Source organism: Thalassolituus hydrocarboniclasticus, assembly GCF_025345565.1.
In the GTDB taxonomy this organism is placed as follows: Bacteria; Pseudomonadota; Gammaproteobacteria; order Pseudomonadales; family Oceanobacteraceae; genus Venatoribacter; species Venatoribacter hydrocarboniclasticus.
In genome coordinates this window covers 2,263,253-2,283,636 of record NZ_CP054475.1, presented here as the reverse complement: position 1 = coordinate 2,283,636, position 20,384 = coordinate 2,263,253, and the positions used below count along the sequence as shown (strand labels likewise).

The 20,384-nt window shown below is 55.3% G+C and carries 20 protein-coding genes and 1 pseudogene; 8 read left to right on the top strand and 13 right to left on the bottom strand.

Going from position 1 to position 20,384, the window contains the following annotated elements; all coding sequences use genetic code 11:
* The first annotated feature begins 41 nt into the window (after positions 1 to 41).
* Positions 42 to 536 carry a hypothetical protein gene (locus HUF19_RS10025; protein ID WP_260996524.1) on the top strand — a complete coding sequence of 165 codons (495 nt, stop codon included), beginning with the start codon at positions 42 to 44 and terminating at the stop codon, positions 534 to 536.
* Positions 537 to 573: 37 nt separating this feature from the next.
* On the opposite strand, the gene ttcA is transcribed toward HUF19_RS10025, so the two are convergent.
* The 12 genes from ttcA to ccoN all read right to left on the bottom strand — a co-directional run bounded on the left by ttcA (position 574) and on the right by ccoN (position 11,911).
* A complete protein-coding gene (ttcA, locus tag HUF19_RS10020) occupies positions 574 to 1,425 on the bottom strand; it encodes a tRNA 2-thiocytidine(32) synthetase TtcA (RefSeq protein WP_260996523.1) in 852 nt (283 codons plus the stop codon).
* A gap of 122 nt (positions 1,426 to 1,547) precedes the next feature.
* Positions 1,548 to 2,042: a hypothetical protein gene (locus HUF19_RS10015; RefSeq protein ID WP_260996522.1), complete on the bottom strand. Its 495-nt coding sequence runs from the start codon at positions 2,040 to 2,042 to the stop codon at positions 1,548 to 1,550.
* 255 nt (positions 2,043 to 2,297) lie between these two features.
* Positions 2,298 to 3,065, bottom strand: a complete 768-nt coding sequence (gene fnr, locus HUF19_RS10010) for a fumarate/nitrate reduction transcriptional regulator Fnr (protein WP_260996521.1) — start codon at positions 3,063 to 3,065, stop codon at positions 2,298 to 2,300.
* 85 nt (positions 3,066 to 3,150) lie between these two features.
* A complete protein-coding gene (locus HUF19_RS10005) occupies positions 3,151 to 3,813 on the bottom strand; it encodes a sulfite exporter TauE/SafE family protein (protein WP_260996520.1) in 663 nt (220 codons plus the stop codon).
* Positions 3,810 to 4,004: a cbb3-type cytochrome oxidase assembly protein CcoS gene (gene ccoS / locus HUF19_RS10000; RefSeq protein WP_260996519.1), complete on the bottom strand. Its 195-nt coding sequence runs from the start codon at positions 4,002 to 4,004 to the stop codon at positions 3,810 to 3,812. The genes HUF19_RS10005 and ccoS overlap by 4 nt, the downstream gene beginning before the upstream one ends.
* Positions 4,005 to 4,007: 3 nt before the next feature.
* Positions 4,008 to 6,452 (bottom strand): heavy metal translocating P-type ATPase, encoded by a 2,445-nt coding sequence (locus tag HUF19_RS09995; RefSeq protein WP_260996518.1) that lies wholly within the window; start codon positions 6,450 to 6,452, stop codon positions 4,008 to 4,010.
* On the bottom strand, positions 6,449 to 6,949 hold the full coding sequence (locus HUF19_RS09990; protein WP_260996517.1) for a FixH family protein: 501 nt from the start codon (positions 6,947 to 6,949) through the stop codon (positions 6,449 to 6,451). Before HUF19_RS09990 ends, HUF19_RS09995 begins: the two co-directional genes overlap by 4 nt.
* 182 nt (positions 6,950 to 7,131) lie before the next feature.
* A complete protein-coding gene (gene ccoG, locus HUF19_RS09985; RefSeq protein ID WP_260996516.1) occupies positions 7,132 to 8,538 on the bottom strand; it encodes a cytochrome c oxidase accessory protein CcoG in 1,407 nt (468 codons plus the stop codon).
* Positions 8,539 to 8,747: 209 nt separating this feature from the next.
* The gene (gene ccoP, locus HUF19_RS09980) at positions 8,748 to 9,671 is read right to left on the bottom strand and encodes a cytochrome-c oxidase, cbb3-type subunit III (protein WP_260996515.1); all 924 of its coding nucleotides are present in this window, start codon (positions 9,669 to 9,671) and stop codon (positions 8,748 to 8,750) included.
* A 2-nt stretch (positions 9,672 to 9,673) separates the two neighbouring features.
* A complete protein-coding gene (locus HUF19_RS09975) occupies positions 9,674 to 9,850 on the bottom strand; it encodes a cbb3-type cytochrome oxidase subunit 3 (protein WP_260996514.1) in 177 nt (58 codons plus the stop codon).
* A gap of 5 nt (positions 9,851 to 9,855) precedes the next feature.
* Positions 9,856 to 10,461, bottom strand: coding sequence for a cytochrome-c oxidase, cbb3-type subunit II (ccoO, locus tag HUF19_RS09970; RefSeq protein ID WP_260999487.1), 606 nt, complete (start codon positions 10,459 to 10,461; stop codon positions 9,856 to 9,858).
* 16 nt (positions 10,462 to 10,477) lie between these two features.
* Positions 10,478 to 11,911, bottom strand: coding sequence for a cytochrome-c oxidase, cbb3-type subunit I (ccoN, locus tag HUF19_RS09965; protein WP_260996513.1), 1,434 nt, complete (start codon positions 11,909 to 11,911; stop codon positions 10,478 to 10,480).
* 371 nt (positions 11,912 to 12,282) lie between these two features.
* On the opposite strand from ccoN, the gene HUF19_RS09960 reads away from it, so the two are divergent.
* The 6 genes from HUF19_RS09960 to HUF19_RS09935 all read left to right on the top strand — a co-directional run bounded on the left by HUF19_RS09960 (position 12,283) and on the right by HUF19_RS09935 (position 19,002).
* Positions 12,283 to 12,924, top strand: a complete 642-nt coding sequence (locus HUF19_RS09960) for an alpha/beta fold hydrolase (RefSeq protein ID WP_260996512.1) — start codon at positions 12,283 to 12,285, stop codon at positions 12,922 to 12,924.
* 153 nt (positions 12,925 to 13,077) lie between these two features.
* Entirely contained in the window at positions 13,078 to 15,441 is a 2,364-nt protein-coding gene (locus HUF19_RS09955) for a TonB-dependent receptor domain-containing protein (protein WP_260996511.1), read from the top strand.
* A gap of 161 nt (positions 15,442 to 15,602) precedes the next feature.
* Entirely contained in the window at positions 15,603 to 16,226 is a 624-nt protein-coding gene (locus HUF19_RS09950) for a PepSY-associated TM helix domain-containing protein (RefSeq protein WP_260996510.1), read from the top strand.
* A gap of 10 nt (positions 16,227 to 16,236) precedes the next feature.
* Positions 16,237 to 16,776 carry a DUF2271 domain-containing protein gene (locus HUF19_RS09945; RefSeq protein ID WP_260996509.1) on the top strand — a complete coding sequence of 180 codons (540 nt, stop codon included), beginning with the start codon at positions 16,237 to 16,239 and terminating at the stop codon, positions 16,774 to 16,776.
* A 13-nt stretch (positions 16,777 to 16,789) separates the two neighbouring features.
* Entirely contained in the window at positions 16,790 to 17,617 is an 828-nt protein-coding gene (locus HUF19_RS09940) for a DUF4198 domain-containing protein (RefSeq protein ID WP_260996508.1), read from the top strand.
* Between the two features lie 2 nt (positions 17,618 to 17,619).
* Positions 17,620 to 19,002, top strand: a complete 1,383-nt coding sequence (locus tag HUF19_RS09935; RefSeq protein WP_260996507.1) for a sulfite reductase subunit alpha — start codon at positions 17,620 to 17,622, stop codon at positions 19,000 to 19,002.
* A gap of 284 nt (positions 19,003 to 19,286) precedes the next feature.
* Here HUF19_RS09935 and HUF19_RS09930 read toward each other — a convergent pair whose 3' ends face one another.
* Positions 19,287 to 19,568 (bottom strand): antibiotic biosynthesis monooxygenase family protein, encoded by a 282-nt coding sequence (locus tag HUF19_RS09930; RefSeq protein ID WP_145468287.1) that lies wholly within the window; start codon positions 19,566 to 19,568, stop codon positions 19,287 to 19,289.
* A 553-nt stretch (positions 19,569 to 20,121) separates the two neighbouring features.
* On the opposite strand from HUF19_RS09930, the pseudogene HUF19_RS18465 reads away from it, so the two are divergent.
* A pseudogene (locus tag HUF19_RS18465) lies at positions 20,122 to 20,217 on the top strand (SDR family NAD(P)-dependent oxidoreductase); the annotation flags it as partial.
* Positions 20,218 to 20,384 lie beyond the last annotated feature (167 nt).

Genomic DNA, 20,384 nt, shown 5'->3' with positions numbered 1-20,384 from the left:
TGGCGCAGACCTCTGCTAGGCTTAATGGCAGGAGGATCATTATGAGATCAGCACGCATGATGACGGCTTTGCTGTCGGTTTGTCTGACGTATACAGCTCTGGCCGCCGACGCAGAGATCAATAACCAGCCAGACGCCGAAGGTGAAACCTGGCCCTTTGCCGGCGTTTATAAAATGCCGGTCTGGATTGATCAGGTGCAGCGGGTCTGCCCATGGAAATCGGAAGCCGGTGAGGGTTATATCCGCGTTGTCCGTACTAATTTCAAAGGCCCGCACGGTATTTATCTGCAATGGATCCGCAAAGGCATTGCCGGCAGTGAAACCCAGGCCATTTCAACGGTACGGGTAAAAGAGCTGGAAGAGCAGTATCAGGTCCGTCTGCAAATGCCGCAGCCGGAACTCAGCAGTGCGGCCTGTCACCTGACAGCGCTGGCGGAGTCCATCATTACCGACCGGCGTTATAAGATGGAGTTTATTGTGAAAGGGCCGGGGGATTATCAGCTGCTGGTCACCAGCATGTTGCAAGGCGGTTTATGACCGCCTTTTCTTTTGCCAGCCAAAAAGAGCAGTCAGATCAGTCGATCTGAACCACATCCAGACGGGTAAACAGATGACCTTTGTCCTGCTTATCCTGCAGGGTGACAAAATCAAACAACTGCGTATCACCCAATTGTGACGGCGCCACATTACAGATAGCGGCAAAGATATTCTCACTGCGTCCCGGCTGTTCTCTGTCCCACTGCTCCAGCATCATCTTGATGTTCTGACGCTGCAGGTTTTCCTGTGAGCCACAGAGGTTGCACGGAATGATCGGGAAGCCCCGTGCCTGGGAAAATTTCTCGATGTCTTTTTCTTTGCAATAAGCCAGCGGGCGGATCAGCACGTGTTTCTTATCATCGCTCAGCAGTTTCGGTGGCATAGCCTTGAGTTTGCCGCCATGGAACATATTGAGGAACAGGGTTTCGATAATGTCGTCGCGGTGATGACCAAGGGCAATTTTGTTCGCACCGATGCTTTCGGCAAAGCCGTACAGGGTGCCGCGACGCAGGCGTGAGCACAGACTGCAGGTGGTTTTACCTTCCGGAATGATCTCTTTCACCACGCTGTAGGTATCTTTCTCAACGATGTGATACTCAATGCCCAGTTTGCTCAGGTATTCCGGCAACACATGTTCAGGAAATCCGGGCTGCTTCTGATCCATATTCACCGCCACGATATCAAAGTGAATCGGTGCGCTTTTCTGCAGGCTTAACAGAATGTCGAGCATGGTGTACGAATCTTTACCGCCGGACAGGCAAACCATGACCTTATCGCCGTCTTCGATCATGCGGTAGTCTTCGATGGCCTTGCCGACATTACGGCGCAGGCGCTTCTGCAGTTTGTTGAACTCGAGTTGCTCTTTGCGCTCGGCAGCGGATTCGATCATAAAAACACCCTGAATAATTGCGCCCGCTTTATAGCAGAATGCACCGGGTGAAGGAACCGCCTGCACAGGTCAGGCAGTTAAAAAGGAGAGGTATTCAGGCGTTTTCAGGACCGTGAGCCTGCTCAGGCTGCACGGTCGAGCAGGGCGGTGGCGGCGCCGAAACTGGCGCAGAACTCTTCAATGCTGACGCCGCTGCGCGGATGGTAAAAACGCTTCCATAAACGTGCGAGCTGCTCTGGGGTGGCATCCGCAGGAAGAACAAAATCCTCATTGCGGGCGTAGATAAACCAGGCAATAGCGGTGGCATAAGACAGATTAGTGGTCAGCTCAGCGTGAGGATGACTGAGAAAATCATGCTGGCTGGCCAGGCCGCGCACGGTGCTGGCCAGTTCCGGCTGTTGCGCCAGATAAGCGTCCCATACATGTCGGTGGGTCAGACTGTGAATGCGGTAAATGCCCAGCGCCCGTTGACCGGCGGCTTTGAGGTGCGAGCCAAGAGCCGATTCCTGAGCCGCAGTTGCCAGCAGCAGGGCAGAAGCCATCGGATTGGTTACGCCGATGCGTTGCAGGGTTGGCTGGATGACCCAGCGGGTCAGTTCGTTTGCGCAGATGCCCATAGTCACCTCCATATACGTCATATCGGCTGAATGACGTTGTTTCTGCAATCTTAGATCAGATTATTTTATCTGCTGCGGTTTTATACCAATTGCCAATAGAGCGTTTGGAAACCGGCGCCAGAAAAACCACAACGGTTCAGCCTTTATTCTGGTGAAAGCATTTCCCGTACCAGAGGGCGTCGGGTCAGCAGGCGGGCATAAAAAAACCGGCCAGAGGCCGGTTTTTTAGCTTTTTTGCTGTGCCTGCTCCGGCACTTACTCTTGCGGGTGAGCAGCACACTCTTTTTCGGTATTCAGGCCCGCCAGTTCATACAGCATATCGGCGTCCTGCAGGATCACTTCTTTGCCCTGGGTTTCGATCAGCCCGTTTTTCTGGAAGCGGGTAAACACGCGGCTGATGGTTTCAACCGCCAGGCCCAGATAGTTACTGATATCGACCCGCGACATCGGCAGACGGAAATGACTGGCCGAGAAACCACGACGTGAATAGCGCTGGGAAATATCAATCAGGAAGGAAGCTACGCGCTCTTCGGCGTTCTTCTTGCTGAGCAGCAGCATCATGTTCTGATCATGACGGATTTCGGTGCCCATCGTGCGCATCAGCTGCTTACGCAGATCCGGCAGATCATCGGCCAGACTGTCGAGTTGCTGCAGCGGAATTTCACAGACGGTGGTGGTTTCCAGTGCTTTGGCGGTTAACGGGTAGTTGCCGTTATCGTAGCCGGCCAGGCCGACCAGCTCAGAGGCCAGGTGGAAACCGGTAATCTGTTCTTCGCCATTACTGGCCAGAGTGTAGGTTTTCAGCGCGCCGGTACGCACGGCAAATACAGACTGGAAAGGCTCGCCCTGCTGGAATAACAGCTGGCCTTTCTGAATCGGACGGCCGCGACGGATGATATCGTCGAGGCGCTCCATATCGGAATCGTTCAGAGACAATGGCAGACAAAGCGCATTCAGTGAGCAGGTCTGACAGTGTGGTTGAGTGCCCCGCAGTGGAGCAGGCGCAGCATGTGTCGTTTTCATGACTGATTCCTGAGTGAAACTCCATATACGGAGTATGTAACAAGTGCAGCAGTTGCGGCTATGTTCGGCATTAGCGTGCGATCTGTCAAGAAAGCAACCAGACCGATAGTGCAGTCCACAGTCCGAAGACGATCAGCAGTGTACCGGCAAGCTGACGCACGTGCTGGTTGCTTAATAAAGGGGTCAGTACGCTGGCCGCCAGTGTGCTGGCAAACAACGCCGGCAGGGTACCCAGACCAAAGGCGAACATCGCGGCGGCCCCCAGTAACGGCTGGCCATTGGCTGCCACCCAGCTTAACGTGCTGTAAATCAGGCCGCAGGGCAACCACCCCCAGAGCATGCCCAGCCAGAAACGGTCGAGCGCACGCGGGGATTGCATAAAGCGGCGGGTCAGAGGTTGCAGGTATTTCCAGATGCCCTGTCCCAGCTGTTCAATACGGGTCAGCAGCAGTGACCAGCGGGCGATATACAGACCCATCAGAATCAGCATCAGCGCGGCCAGGCTGCGCAGCGCCAGCATCAGCCACTGATGCTGGCTCTGTAACCACAGGCCCGCGCTGGCAACAAGCAGACCGGCAATGCTGTAACTCAGAATCCGGCCGCCGTTAAACAGCAGGGTGACACGGACACGCTGCGTCCCGGCCTGGCTACCCATAGCGGCGGCGATACCGCCGCACATCACCAGGCAGTGGCTGGAGCCAAACAGGCCCAGCAGGAAGGCGGTCAGCAGCGACAGCGGTTCAATCATGGCTTGTCAGACGGAGTCTGATCGCTGTCGTCATGGTGGCGACTGAGCGGCTCATCGTCATCAAACAGAATACGGTGGGCGGGGGATTCCATATCTTCAAACTGGCCGCTCTTCACCGCCCAGAAAAAGATCAGCACGGCAATGCCGATCAGCAGCAGCGACAGTGGCACCAGCACGTAAATGATATCCATCGATCACACCTCAGAAGATTGGGGAGCTGGCAGGCGGTTCAGGCGCAGGGCATTGGTGACGACCAGCAGCGAACTGAAAGACATACCAATGGCCGCGGCCCAGGGCGGAACAAAGCCTGCGGCTGCCACCGGCAGAGCGATGAGATTGTACAGCAAAGACCAGCTGATGTTCTGCGCAATAATACGGCGGGTTTTCACCGCGCCGTCCAACGCCGTCAGCAGGGTTTCCAGGCGGCCATTGGTGAGCATGGCGTCGGCGTTGGTCTTGGCCAGATCGGTGGCTTCATTAACCGCCAGAGCAATATCAGCACCGGCCAGCACCGGCACATCGTTAATACCGTCACCCACCATCATGACCCGCTCACCGGCCTGCTGCCAGGCGCGCACTGCGGCCAGTTTCTGTTCCGGTGAGACGCCGGTCTGCAGATCTGTGATGCCGAGCGCATTGGCAACGGTCTGGCCTGATGCGCCGGGGTCGCCGGTCAGCAGGGAAACGGCAATGCCACGCTGCTGCAGACCGCTGATGATGGCCGCGGCGTTACGGCGCAGACTGTCGTTCAGGCGTACCCAGGCCAGCGGTTGCTGATCGCTGGCGAGCAACAGCCACTGACCGGCTGCAGCCGGGTCGGGAAGCGCTAAGTCTGCTGCGGGCCAGGCGTAGTCCGCGCGGCCAAAACGCAGGGTCAGACCGTTCCACTGGCCGCAGATTCCCTGACCGGCGGTTTGTTCGGTGTTCTCTACGGCAGCTGCTTTTATGGCACGGAAAGCGCGGGCAATAGGGTGGGTCGAGTGTTTCTCCAGACCGGCGATCAGCGCCAGCACCTGGGTTTCATCCAGATCAGCCAGGGTTTCAACCTGTTCCAGCGTCAGTTTGCCCTGGGTCAGGGTGCCGGTTTTATCGAACACCACGCGGTTAACCTGTGGCAACACCTCAAGCACATGGCCTTTGCTGATCAGCAGGCCGCGTTCGCGCAGGGCTGCCGTGGCGGCCGTCAGTGCGGTCGGCGTAGCCAGTGACAGCGCACAGGGGCAGGTGACAACCAGTACGCTGAGGGCAATAAAGAAGGCGTGCTCATCGCCCTGCAGCCACCAGAACGTAAATACCGAGCTGGAGACAATCAGCACCGCGGCCACGAAATGGCTGGCAATTTTGTCGGCCAGCAGCGCCGCGCGTGGCTTCTCCTGCTGGGCGCGGTCCATCAGGCGCATGATGGTCGATAACTGCGCTTCAGCGCCGGTCGCGGTAACCTTCATCAGCAGCGGACTTTCAACGTTAAAGGTGCCGCCGATCAGCCGGTCACCGGCTTTTTTGCTGATCGGCAGGTATTCGCCGGTCAGTGCCGCTTCGTCAACCGAGCTGCGGCCTTCAATGACAACACCATCGGCGGGAATGGCATGGCCGGGTTTCAGGCGCAGCACATCACCGATACGGATATCTTCACTGGCTATAATCTGCTCAACACCGTCGTCACCGACCCGCAAAGCAATGTTGGGCAGCAACGTCAGCAGGTTATTACCGGCTTTGCCCATGCGGTGGCGGGCGCGCATCTCCAGAAAGCGGCCAAGCAGCAGGAAGAAGGTGAACATACAGACTGAGTCGAAATAGACCTCAATGCCCTGATTGAAGGTGCTCCAGATACTTGAGCAGAAGGCGAGGATAATCGCCAGCGAGACCGGCACGTCCATCGTCAGATGGCGGGTTTTCAGGTCGCGCAGGGCGGCGGTAAAGAACGGCCGCGCACTGAACAGCACCACCGGCAGGGTCATGACCATGGATGCCAGGCGCATAAAGAATTCGTATTGCTCAGCCATGCCCACATACAGGGGCACCGCGAGCATCATCACCTGCATGGTGCCGATACCGGCAACCGCCAGACGACGGATCGCCACTTTGCCTTCGCGGTGGCGCTGCTCTTCCTGTTCGGTGGCCGAGAATGGAGAGGCTTTATAGCCCAGACGGTAAATCGCTTCGGCAATGCTGGATACGGCAATCTGGTCGTACTGCCAGCGCACCACCAAACGGTGGTTGGACAGGTTCAGTACGGCGTTTTTTACCCCCGGCAGCTGGCCGATGCGGTGCTCGATCAGCCAGGCACAGGCGGCGCAACTGATGCCGTCGATAATAAAGGTGGCTTCCGCTTCCCCTTGCTGGGCTCCGCTCAGGCGGGCCACGAAACGCCGTTGCAGGGCTTCGCTGTCGTACAGAGTGAGGGATTCGCGCGCCGACAGATCGCTGTCTTCCAGCTCAGCCGGTGACAGCTCCGGTAATTCGGTGCGGTGGCGGTAATAATCTTTCAGGCCACTGGCGACAATGGTTTCGGCAATGGCTTTGCAGCCCGGGCAGCACATCGGCTGCCGTTGGCCATCAATAAGGGTTGACCAGCGCTCACCTTCGGTGGTCGTTTCACCGCAGTGAAAGCAGCGCTCCTGGGCTGAAGTGGCGTTCATTTGGCGTGTAAGTTAATAACCTTGTCAGCTTCAATCAGTTCGGTACCGCGGATGCGCCACTGTTGCTCATGGCTGAGTAACCAGATATGACGGCGTTCAGGCAGTACCAGTTCGTTAACACCGGCGTAGTGACCATCGCCCAGGCGCTGCAGCAGTACGGTCAGATCACGATCCTGCAGGGTCGGGTGAATCAGCTGCAGTTGCAGGGTGGCAGGCTCTTCATCCAGATAGCCTTTCAGGGTCAGGTGGATTTCATTTTCGCTGAACGTCAGATCGGCTTTGATCTGCAGGCGGGCAGCGTGGGCATCGGCTTCAACGTTTTCGGTGTAGCTCACGCCATCTTTGTAATAGCTGTCACTGACCAGGGAATCTTTCGATTCCAGTGCCAGGGTCAGCATCACAAAACCCCAGCAGACAGCTAACAGCGGAATACCCGCAACCAGCCACACCATAGGTTCTTTGTACCAGGGAGCGTGTTCTTTGGATTCGGTGTTCATAGACTTCTCAATCGACTGCGGGGCGGGATAAAAAAACCGCCCAAGTGTAACCACTTGGACGGTCAGTCTCCAGCCTGGTTTTGTCAAATTCGCTGACACTGATCATGGAACCGGCCGGCGCGTTTTATTTTTCTGCAGATACCGGCAGCAACTGCTGATGACAGGGCTGCCGCCGGGATTAATCAGCTGCGTGGAGCAATAAAACGGCTTTCTTCGCGTGCGACTTCCTCGCCGGTTTCGCTGTCGGTAATCACGAATTCGATATCCACCTTACTGGCCGGCATATGCACTTCTTCCGGATCAATTTCGATGGTCAGAATCACTTCCTTCAGCTCGTTAACACGCAGGTACTGTGTGGTCGGAGCATCCATTTTCATACCTTCCAGGCCATTCAGACTCAGAGTGTAGGTCTTCGGTGTCTGCGACATGTTAATCAGCTTCAGCGTGTAAGCGTTGGTGACGGTGTCGTTGGCAGTCATCTGGTACAGCGCGCTGCGGTCGCGTTCGATATCCAGTTTAAACGGCGTACGGGTGCCGATGGCGTACACGAAAGCGCCCATCATAATCAGCAGTACTGCGGCATAACCGACCAGACGCGGACGGAAGAAATGAGTTTTCTTACCTTCCAGCTCATTTTCGGTGGTGTAGCGGATCAGACCTTTCGGCTTATCCAGTTTTTCCATAATGGAGTCACAGGCGTCGATACACAGAGCACAGCCAATACACTGGTATTGCAGGCCATCGCGGATGTCGATGCCGGTCGGACACACCTGTACGCACAGTGAGCAGTCAACACAATCACCAAGCTGAGTGGTATCGCTTTCTTCTTTGGCTTTTTTGCTGCGTTTGCCGCGCGGCTCGCCGCGGTTCACGTCGTAGGAAACGGCCAGCGTATCCGGATCGTACATAACCGACTGAAAACGCGCGTAAGGGCACATGTAGATACAAACCTGTTCACGCATCCAGCCGGCATTGATGTAAGTGGCCGCGGTAAAGAATGCAATCCAGAACAGCCCCCAGCCACCGACATTCAGTGTTAAGAAATCAGGCACCAGTTCGCGGATCGGGGTGAAATAACCGACGAAGGTAATGCCGGTCCAGATAGCGATGATCATCCACAATGTATGCTTCAGTGCTTTTTTGCGGAATTTGCTCGCGCTCATCGGTTCTTTATCGAGTTTTATGCGGGCGTTGCGGGTACCTTCGGTACGTTCTTCAATCCACATAAAAATAAATGACCAGGCCGACTGCGGGCAGGTGTAACCACACCAGATACGACCGGCAAGGTTAGTAATGGTGAACAGACCGAAGGCGCAGATAATTAACAGCCACGACAACAGCATAAAATCCTGTGGCCAGAAGGTAATGCCAAAAATATGAAACTGGCGCGCCGGCAGATCAAACAGAATGGCCTGTCGGCCTTCCCAGTTAAGCCAGGCACTGCCGAAATAGCCGAGCATTAACGCCCACAGCGACCATGTACGTAATTTCTGGAAAAAACCCTCAATTTCACGAACGTAAATTTTCTTACGTTTTTCATACATGCTTTGGGTTTTTGGTGTGACATCTTTGACCGGAATATTACTCATAACGGCAAATCACCTTGGTTGGATGTGCATGATGGCGCCTGATAAAACCAGAGACGGAGCAGGGCTTCACAGCGCTCTATATAACGCGGCAATTATATAGCCTGTTGCCTGTCGCTATAACGAAAAAAGCGGCTTTAAGCCGCTTTTTTCTGTTTTTATTGCCTTAGCTCAACCCCGGATGCAGTTGCCTGTCCGGGGTCTTGCTGCGCTTACTGCTGGTGAGACAGCGAGTAAACGTAAGTGGTCAGCAGGTGGATCTTGGCTTCAGCGTTGCTACCCAGAATTTCCAGGTGAGCAGGCATTTTACCGTTACGACCATGCTTCAGAGTGAACTCAATCTGCTTGGAAGAACCACCGTAGAGCCAGATGTCGTCGGTCAGGTTCGGAGCACCAACCAGCTGGCTGCCTTTACCGTCTGCACCGTGACAAGCCATACACAGCTGCTGGTACTTAGGTGCAGCGCGTTCAGCCGCTTCAGCATCGTGCTTCAGGCCAGACAGGCTGCGAACATAGCTAACCATGTCAGCGGTGCCTTCTTCACCCAGAACACCACCCCAGGCTGGCATCGCGCCCTGACGACCGTAAGTCAGGGTGTGCTTGATGTTCTCAGGAGCGCCACCATACAGCCAATCGTTATCGGTCAGGTTAGGGAAGCCCTGAGCGCCTTTGGCGGTAGAGCCGTGGCATACAGAACAGTTGCTCTTGAACAGGCGCTGGCCGGTTTGCAGAGCGTCTGCATCCTTAACCAGTTCCTCAACAGGAGTGGCGGTGTACTTGGCATACAGTGGCGCGATGTCAGCATCGAACTTCTGTACTTCGGCTTTCCACTGGTTGGCAGACGTCCAGGTAACCTGTTCGCCGTCCACTTCAACCGTCAGTAGGCCGTCGAAGTTACCCAGACCATATACGCCGAGGTAGCCAAAACCAAACACGATGGTTGCCCAGAACATAAATACCCACCAGCGTGGCAGCGGGTTGTCCAGTTCCTGAATACCGTCGTAATCATGACCAGTTGTCTGGTCAGTCTCTTCTTTACGCTGGCCGCGGCTGGTGTACATGATCAGTACGCCGCAACCAATCATGGATCCCAGTACGATGACTGCAATCCACACTTGCCAGAAAGTGCTTAACATATTTATTTACTCCGATCTTTATCGTCGTGCGATGGCATTTCTTCGTTATCAAGAAATGGTATCTGGGCATCATCGTCAAAACGCTTCCTGCGGCTGGAGCCATAGGCCCACCAGAAAATACCGGCAAAAGCTATCAGGGCGAATATGGTGCCCAAACCACGCACGTCGTTAATATCCATGGGATTTACCGTTTAGTGACTACAGTGCCCAGGTGCTGCAGATAAGCAACCAGAGCTTCGATTTCACGTTTGCCGTCAACGGCCTCTTTAGCACCTTCAATGTCAGCATCGGTGTACGGTACGCCGACCATACGCAGGGCTTCCATTTTCTTCGGAGTCAGGCGGCCATCGATCTTGTCTTCAAACAACCATGGATAAGATGGCATGATCGACTCAGGCACAACATCACGTGGGTTGTACATGTGTGCGCGGTGCCACTCATCAGAGTAACGGCCACCTACACGCGCCAGGTCAGGACCGGTACGCTTGGAGCCCCACAGGAACGGATGCTCGTACACGGATTCACCAGCGGTGGAGTACGGACCGTAACGCTCAGTTTCGGCGCGGAACGGACGAACCATCTGGGTGTGACACACGTGACAGCCTTCGCGGATGTAGATATCACGGCCTTCCAGCTGCATTGCGGTGTAAGGCTTCAGGCCTTCTACCGGCTGGTTGGTGTCGTTGTGCCAGAACAGTGGAACGATCTCCACCATACCGCCCCAGCTCAGGGCGATGACGATCATCACCACCATCAGCGGCAGGCTTTTCTCAATATTGTCGTGCTTAATCATGTTTCAGTACTCCTTAAGCCTGTGCTGCAACTGCGTTGCCAGCTTCTTTCTTGGCCGCGCGTACAGTCATGAACACGTTGTAAGCCATGATCAGCATACCGGTCAGGAACAGCGCACCACCCAGTACACGAACCACATAGCCGCCATGAGAGGCTTCTACAGATTCAACAAAGCTGTAAGTCAGGGTGCCGTCAGCGTTAACTGCACGCCACATCAGACCCTGCATGATGCCGTTTACCCACATCGCAGCGATGTACAGTACGGTACCAATAGTGGACAGCCAGAAGTGAACGTTAATCAGTTTGATGGAGTGCATATCACCGGCTTTGCGGCCGAACATGATAGGAATCAGGTGATACAGGGCACCGATAGATACCATGGCAACCCAGCCCAGAGCACCGGAGTGAACGTGACCAATGGTCCAGTCAGTGTTGTGAGACAGCGCGTTTACGGTCTTGATCGACATCATCGGGCCTTCGAAGGTAGACATACCGTAGAAAGACAGAGATACAACCAGGAAGCGCAGAATAGGGTCGTTACGCAGTTTGTGCCATGCACCGGACAGCGTCATCATACCGTTGATCATACCGCCCCAGCTTGGTGCCAGCAGGATCAGAGACATAACCATACCGGCAGTCTGGGCCCAGTCAGGCAGAGCGGAGTAGTGCAGGTGGTGACCACCGGCCCAAACGTAGATAGAAATCAGCGCCCAGAAGTGCACGATGGACAGACGGTAAGAGTAAACCGGACGGCCAGCCTGCTTAGGCACGAAGTAGTACATAATCCCCAGGAAGCCCGCAGTCAGGAAGAAACCTACCGCATTGTGGCCCCACCACCACTGGATCATGGCATCAATAGTACCGGCCCAGATGGAGTAAGATTTGGTCAGGGATACCGGTACGGCCAGGTTGTTACCCACGTACAGGATCGCAATCATGATCATGAAGGCTGCGAAGAACCAGTTGGCAACATAGATATGGCTTTCTTTACGGATAGCCAGTGTGCCGAGGAAGTTCACAACATAAGCAACCCATACCAGAGTAACCAGAATGTCGATTGGCCATTCCAGCTCAGCGTATTCTTTGGTAGAGGTCAGACCCATTGGCAGAGTAATAGCCGCTGCAACGATCACGGCATTCCAGCCCCAGAACGTGAAGCTTGCCAGCGTGTCTGAAAACAGACGGGTGCGACAGGTGCGCTGCACAATGTAGTAAGACGTTGCAAACAGTGCAGAACCACCGAAAGCAAAAATAACCGCGTTGGTGTGCAGCGGACGTAAACGACCGAAAGACAGCCAAGGCGTATCAAAGTTCAGTGCAGGCCAAGCCAGCTGGGCAGCGATAAGTACACCGACCGCCATGCCAACAATGCCCCAAACTACGGTCATGATGGCAAATTGTCTTACCACCTTGTAGTTGTACTCGGGATGGTCAAATGCTGTGCTCATGATCAGATTCCATTTAACAGCGAGGATTGAGGGTTAAAAAAATCGGCGCAATTATGGTGTTTGAGGCCACTATTTGCAATCAAACACCGGAAAAACACCAGATTTTACAGCAGGTTATCCTGCTTTTATGGAGCTTATGAACGGCTAACCGGGAACCTGTATCACAATCATGGTTATGATCAGCACCAGCAAACAGCCCACACTCTCTGCCGTTACAGAATAGCTGTACGTTATTCTGATGACGGTTGAGCAAATCATAAGGAAGTGGCAACCGTGAATCTTGATATAGCGCAAGAAGCACTGGGGACAGGAAACACAATTGCAAGTCATGCGACAATTTTCCCTGAAGGCCAACTCTGAACAGGATTTAAATGAACAAAAAATACACAGAAAACGGTGATCCGCTCGATCCGTTATTTATTTTCGCTCACGGCGCGGGTGCCGGCAGTGACAGTGAATTTATGCAAGCGATGGCAGAGTTGATTGCTGCGCAGGGAATCTTTGTTGTGCGCTTTGATTTTCCGTATATGGAACAGCGCGCCATTGATGGTAAGCGCCGCCCGCCACAGCGTATGCCGGCGCTGCTGGACGATTACCGCGCATTAATCCGCCAGCTGGGGCGTCCCTGTGTCATTGGCGGTAAATCCATGGGCGGGAGGGTTGCTTCTTTATTAATGCAGGAAGCCGGTGAGCAGGACGAGGTTGCCAGCCTGATCCGCGGCTGTGCCTGTCTGGGGTATCCGTTTCATCCGCCCGGTAAACCTGAGTCGCTGCGCACAGATCATCTGCAGCAATTGCAGCACCCCTTGCTGATTGTGCAGGGCACGCGTGACGCATTGGGCAATAAAGACGAAGTGGATGGCTATACCCTGGATGACTCACTGCAGTGGGTATGGCTGGAAGACGGCGACCATGACTTAAAACCGCGTAAAAAATCCGGCTATAGCCATGAGCAGCATATGCAGCAGGCGGCGGCAGCGGTGGCTGCGTTTGTTCGTTCTGTGATGGGGTAGTTTGCGCGACAACACAAATGAGATTTAATTCCCTATCTAAATAAAAACTATTCGCAAATGTGTTTTGTTCTTGTTAGGATGCGGGTCGTTTTTGATGGCTTTGTCAAATAAGCCGGATTTATGACCAGCATGTGTTTAACAGGGGACAGCACAATGATCAGACCAACTCACTGGCGCCAGGCCGTTTTGCCAGCCGCGATTGCCTTAGCTACGTTTTCTGCGCAAGCGGAACAGGCAGAAAAAAATCCGGTAGACCTCGGTAAAATGGTGGTATCGGCTGCCGGTTTTGAGCAGAAAGTTGTTGAGGCGCCGGCCAGTATTTCTGTGATTACTCAGGAAGATCTGCGCTCCCGTCCGTACATGACACTGTTGGATGCCGTACGTGAGCTGGAAGGTGTGGATATCGGTGAAACCCGCGATAAAACCGGCCAGGGTTCGGTCAGTATCCGTGGCATGGGAGCGGATTACACCCTGCTGCTGATCGATGGCCGCCGCCAGAACAACCATGGCGATATTTACCCGAATAATTTCGGTGGTAATCAGTTCAACCATGTTCCGCCACTGGATGCGATTGAACGTATCGAAGTTATCCGAGGCCCGGCTTCAACCCTATACGGTGCCGATGCGCTGGGTGGTGTGATTAACATCATTACCAAAAAAGTCACCGATGAATGGGCGGGTTCTGTCACTCTCGGCCGTTCATTCCAGGAGCAGGACGAATACGGTAATGACACCACCGCCGATTTCAGCCTGATGGGGCCGGTGATCAAAGATGTACTGGGTGTTGAGCTGCGCGGCAGTTTTTATCAGCGCGATGCGTCAGAGCCTGAATATGAAGATGCAACCGACCCGGCTGGTGTCAGCCACACCCGCACTCTGGGCTTTGGTTCCGGTGGTAAAACCACCGATAACACCAACACCAATCTGGGTTTTGGCGTGAACTGGAAACCGGCCGCCAATCAGACCCTGACGCTGGATATTGATCAGTCAAAACAGACCTACGACAACAAACCACTGGCGGATGGCAGCTTCCCGCTGGGCACCGTCGACAGCATCGACACCATCTGGCGTGTGCGCGGTGGTCAGGTGCAGCCGCGGGTCGGTTATGCCAAAGATCAGGAATTCACCCGTGACCAGTGGGCCATTGCCCATGAGGGCGAATGGTCCTTCGGCAGCAGTTGGGTGTCGCTGCAGCATATTTCTACCGCCAATAAAGGCCGTACTGTGCCTTTCTCGGTGGCTGAGCGTGAACTGCTGCAACAGATGTACGACGGCACCGGTGCTTATGCCGGTCTGAGCGAAGACGAGCGCAAAACCATCGCGCAAAACACCTTCCTGCCGCGTCCGAAACGCACCATGGAAAGCAGCCAGTACACCCTGGATGCCAAAGTCGATATGCCGGTTAATGATTTTTATGGTCACCACCAGGTAGTGGTTGGCGGTCAGGTGATTGTTGCTGAGCTGGAAGACGGAGTCTTTGGTCTGGAAGGCGGTGACGCCGGCAGCGAAACCTCCGACTTCACCATGTACTCGCTGTTCGCAGAAGATAACTGGTCGATGCTGGATGATTTCACCCTGACCACCGGCTTGCGTTACGACAATCACGATGTGTTCGGCAGCAATGTCAGCCCGCGTCTGTACGGTGTTTACAACCTCGACCTGAGCTGGACAGTCAAAGGTGGCGTGTCGACCGGTTATAAAACCCCGAAAACCACTGACCTGTTCAACGGCATCACCGGTTTTGGTGGGCAGGGTACCAGTCCGTTTGCCGGTAACCCGGATCTGGAGCCGGAGAAAAGCGTCAACAGCGAACTGGCACTCTACTGGGAAGCTATGGAAGGGGGTCATAATTTCAACATCACCGCTTTCCATAACAAGTTCAAAGACAAAATCGCCAGCGGCGACCGGGTACCAACCTGTGCCAGCACCAACGGCGCCAAGCCGTGTGTGAATCTGGGTGAGTACGAAACGCTGAACTACACCACCTACAGTCAGAAAATCAACATCGACGAAGCGCTGGTGCGCGGGGCCGAAGTTGCAGCCCGCTGGCAGATGAGCGAAGCGCTGTCACTGCGTGCCAACTACACCTACACCGACAGCAAACAGCTGTCCGGTAATGAAAAAGGCCAGCCGCTGACCAACAGTGCCAAGCACATGTCGAACCTGACGCTGGGCTGGGATATTAACGACAAAGCCAACGTCTACCTGACCAGCGAAACCCGCTCGTCACGCTTCCGCGATGTGGATGAAGATGGCAACGCGCTGTACTTCAAAAACTACAACGTGTTGCACCTCGGCGCGTCGTACGAAATCAGCGCCAATCTGAGCGTTAACGGCCGTATCAACAACCTGCTGGACGAAGACTTCACCAGCTACCAGACCCGTTTTCAGGATGGGGTTGAGGGCGATGCCGCCGACGGTGATTACGATGACGACGGTGAAATCACCTACATCGACGATTACAACAACAAAGACAAACGCCGCAACCTGTGGCTGGGCGTGAACTACCGCTTCTGATGCTGCGACCGCCTGCGTCAGCATACGGCTCCGTTCGGGGCCGCGTGCTGGCATCAGGAAGTTTCACTAACAGAAGACCCCTTTGCAGAACAACCCTGAGTGCAGCCTTCCTCCGGATGCTGCCGTTTTAACGCTGTTTCAGCCCTGAGTGATGTATCCGGATGATCCGATCTTTATCTGCCCGCCTGTCTGTATCGGGCATCGTTTTTGGCAGTCTGCGCCAGTGGCACTGGATCAGCTCGGCTCTGTGTCTGGTGGGCATGATTCTGTTTGCCTTTACCGGCATTACGTTAAATCACGCGGCGGACATCAAGGCAGAACCGGTGACGGTAACGCTGGAAACCGAGCTGTCCGCCACCTTGTTAAAAACCCTGTCCGGGCGCAGCGCCGGGCCGTTACCGCTGGCGCTGCGCCAATGGTTGCTGCACGAACATAACATCAGCGTGCCATCGACTGACGCCGAATGGCAGAGCAATGAAGTGTATCTGGGCATGCCCAGACCCGGCGGTGATGCCTGGCTGAGCATTGAAACCGACAGCGGTGTGCTGCTTTACGAACGCACCGAACGCGGCTGGATTTCGTACCTGAACGACCTGCATAAAGGCCGCAATACCGGCCCGCTGTGGTCATGGTTTATCGATATTTTTTCGCTGCTGTGTCTGGTTTTTTCCCTCAGCGGTTTATGGCTGCTGATGCGTTACGCCCGCCAGCGCCCATCCACCTGGCCGTTGGTGGCACTGGGCGTGGTTATCCCGCTGCTGATCATTATTTTGAGCGTGCATTAAAGGAATGAATATGAAGAACCCGATACCGCGTTCGTTGCTGCCGGCATTATTGCTCGCCGCAACACAATGCGTGAGTGTGCAGTCGGCAAGCGCCGCTGAGCTGACTCTCGCGGTCGAAATTCCGCGCCAGAACGTCGCTGAATATCACAAGCCTTATGTTGCCATCTGGATTGAGAACAACAGCACCAGAGCCGTTACCAATCTGGCCGTTTGGTACGACGCAGAAATGCGCAACAACGAAGGCGAAAAATGGCTGAAAGATATGCGCCAGTGGTGGCGTCGCAGCGGCCGCACACTGCAGATGCCGGTCGATGGCGTTACCGGCGCGACCAAAGGGTCGGGTCAGCATCATCTGCAATTCCACTTCGGCAGCGCGCCTCTGCATGAACTGGCCGGAGGTGATTACACCCTGCGGATAGAAGCCGCGCGCGAAGTGGGCGGGCGCGAAGTGGTCGATATTCCGTTCAGCTGGCCGCAGACCCAACCCGCTACTTTCACCGCCAGCGGCAGCACCGAACTGGGTGCTGTGGCTGTAAGCATTAAACCCTGAACAGGACACCGACATGTTGAATAAAACCCCATTCAAACCATTCTTAGTCGCCGCGTTGGTGCTGGGCAGTGTGGCCGTACAGGCACACCGCGCCTGGATCGTACCGCAGGAAACCGTACTGTCTGGCGAAAACCGCTGGGTCAGCTTTGATGCCGCGGTTTCCAACGATATTTTTCTCGCCAACTACAACCCCGGCCGTTTCAGCGACGTACAGGTGCTCAACCCTGACGGCAGCGCCGGTCAGGTTGAAAATCTGCACACCGGCAAATACCGCAGCGTGTTTGATCTGGCATTAAAGCAGGAAGGCACCTATCGCCTGTTTATCGCCTCATCCGGTCTGCGCGCCCTGTGGGAAGAAGACGGACAGCGCCGTATGTATCCGGGCCGTGGTGAGCAATACAGCGCCGAAGGTTTTGCCAAAGCCGTACCGGAAAACGCCGAAAAATTAGTGGTATCGCAGGCGTCCCGCCGTATGGAAACCTTTGTCACCCTGGGAGCGCCATCCCGCAACGCACTGGCAGCCAGCGGGCAGGGACTGGAGCTGGTGGCCGTCACGCATCCGAACGATCTGTTTGCCGGTGAAGAAGCCAGCTTCCGTTTTCTGATCGACGGTGAAGCCGCACAGGGTGCCGATGTTACCCTGATCCGCGAAGGCACCCGCTACCGCAATGCGCAGGAAGCCATCACCCTGAAAACCAACAGCAAAGGTGAAATCACCGTGCGCTGGAACGGCGCCGGACGTTACTTTCTGGAAGCCGAATACAAAGACAATAAAGCGCAAAAACCGGCCACCGAACGCAGCGGCAGCTATGTGGCCGTGCTTGAGGTTTTGCCGGACTGATCATGATCTCTCTGCAACCCTGGGGGCAGGCCAGCCTGCTGATACTTGGCTGGTGCCTGCTCACGCTCTGGTGTTTTCGCGCTTCCCTGCGGCAGTTCTGGCATAACCGCCGCGCTGCTCATCCTGATTTGCCTGAAATTCTTGTTGCCTACGCCAGCGAAGGCGGCACGGCAGCCGCACTGGCCGGGGATTTAGCCCAGCAGTTAGAGCAGGGCGGCGAGGCGGTGGCCCTGCTGTCCCTCAACCAATTGAGCCCGCAGCAACTGGCCGTCAGCCGTCGCTTACTGATCATTGCCAGCACCTATGGCGATGGTGAAGCGCCGGCCAACGGCCAGCAATTTCTCCGTCGTCTGCAGCACAGTCAGCAGCAGGGGCAGCATGTTGTGCAGGACGTACGCTACGCCATTCTGGCGCTGGGCGACGATGACTACCCGCAGTTCTGCGCATTTGGTCTGCAGCTGCACAAACAGCTGCAACAGGCCGGTGCGCAACCCATGTTTGACCCGCTCTGCGTGAATCGCCAGGAACGCCAGACGTTGCAGCTGTGGCAACAGCAGCTGGCGGCGCAGGGATTTACCCTGACGGACGCTGTAGCAGACGTTCATACCGCAACAGAAGCACTGACGCTGGAACAACGGCGTTGGTTAAACCCCGGCAGTCCGGGGGCCGCTTTGTATGAACTGCATCTGAGCAAGCCGCATCACAGCCACTGGCAGGCCGGAGATATTGCCCGCTTATGGCTGGCCGGCCGCTACCGCGATTACAGCATTGCCAGCCTGCCGGAAGAGAATCATCTGCGTCTGCTGGTGCGTGAACAGCACCACGATAACGGCGAACCCGGACTGGGCTCCGGCTGGTTGTGCCAGCAATGGCAGCCCGGCAGCACAAGCCGGTTCAGCGTGCGCAGTAACCCTGCTTTTCATGCGCCGCCAACGGCTGTGCCACTGATTCTGATCGGCAATGGCACCGGCCTGGCCGGACTGCGTGCCCACCTTAAACAGCGCAGCCTGCAAAACTCACAAGCCTCTTGCTGGTTGCTGTTTGGTGAACGTAGTCCGGAACATGACCGCATCTGGCAGCAGGAGCTCGACCACTGGTATCAGAGTGGCGTACTTACTGAGCTCGACCGCTGTTACTCGCGCGCATCCGGCGCTGCAGAACTGCCTGCGCTATGTGGACGAAGCCACCGCGGCTATGTGCAACATGCGTTGCAAGGTGAACAAAAACGCCTGCTGCAATGGCTGAAACAAGGCGCGGCGATTTATATCTGCGGCAGTCGTGATGGCATGGCCAGCGATATCGATCAGCTGCTGCAGCAATGGCTCGGCAAACGCGCAACCGAGCGCCTGCAACAGCAGGGGCGTTACCGTAAAGACGTCTATTGAACCTGGTTAAAACCCTATTGTTTGCGGGAACGGCATTTTGCCGTGATAACTAACATCATGACTGAAAGTCGTTCCCACAGGTGTTATGCCACAAAGGTCATTCGCCGCGTTATCTCACACGCTTCATTCCTCAAAAATTCTCGCTTTCGCAGAGTGCGGCTTTTAAAACAACAATGCCTAAAACAGCAATGCCCGCCCTGAAAACAGGGCGGGCATTGCTGGTTGCTCTCTGTGTCACTGCTGGCTGTCAGGCCGGGCATGTCAGAACAAAAACAGATCGTTCATCACACCGTCAGCAGGGTAATTTTCTCTTCATCCACCAGAATCGGTTTAATCGCCGCCAGCAGTGCCGCGCGCTGCTCGGTATGCTTCCACATATCCCACGCCTGTTCGCTCTGCCAGGTGGTGATAATCACCCGGTGGGCACTGTTTTTCATATCGATATAGTTAACACCGGAGGTATAGCCCGGTGCTTCAACCATCGTGCGCAGCATGGTTTTCATAATCTGCTCATAGGTAGATTCCATACCCTCGGCAATATTGCGCTCGATAATCACCTTAATCATGCGGATGTTCCTTACTCTGTGTGTCTGTTTCCAATAAGGTAGAGTCGCTGCCGGTTGAATGCAATGCGGCAGCCCGCTTTAAACTGCAAAAAGAAATAAAAAAGGACATAACATGCGCACATTGTGGATTGCCGGTAGCGGCAGCGAAATTGCCAAAGCCTTAATTGAGCACTGCCAGAGCCAGAATCAGGGTCAGGGTCAGGGTCAGGGTCAGGGTCAGGGTCAGGAGCAAGGACAGGCCACCCAGGCCGTGCGCGTAATCAGCAGTGGCCGCGGGCCAGACTCCGCCGCCAGCGCCCACTGCAAGACCGACACCCGCGAACCGCACAGCGTGGCCGAGCTGCAGGCCTTTATCCGCCGTGAAGGCACACCCGATGCTGTCATCGTCTGCAACGGCATACTCCATAACCAGCAAAGCGGCCCGGAAAAATCCCTGCAAGAACTTAGCGCCGACTGGCTGCAGCACAGCCTGCAAAGCAACGTGATAAGCCATATTCACACCGCTCAGGCACTGGCTCCCTTTATTAAACGTGACAGCCAGCTGCGCTGGTTATCGTTATCGGCCATGGTCGGCAGCATCAGCGACAACCAGCTGGGCGGCTGGTACAGCTACCGCATGAGCAAAGCCGCGCTCAATATGTTTATAAAAAACTAAGGGCACCTCTGAATAATTCTGCACAGCTTCGCGTGAGTGCTGCAGAGTGCTTTTGACAAGGCGTCGATTGCAGTGAATGGCGAGTCCTTTATAAAATCGACAACACCGTCAAAACGCTTTGCAGCCCACGCCCTTCGGGGCTTGCTGAAAAAGTCCAGCTC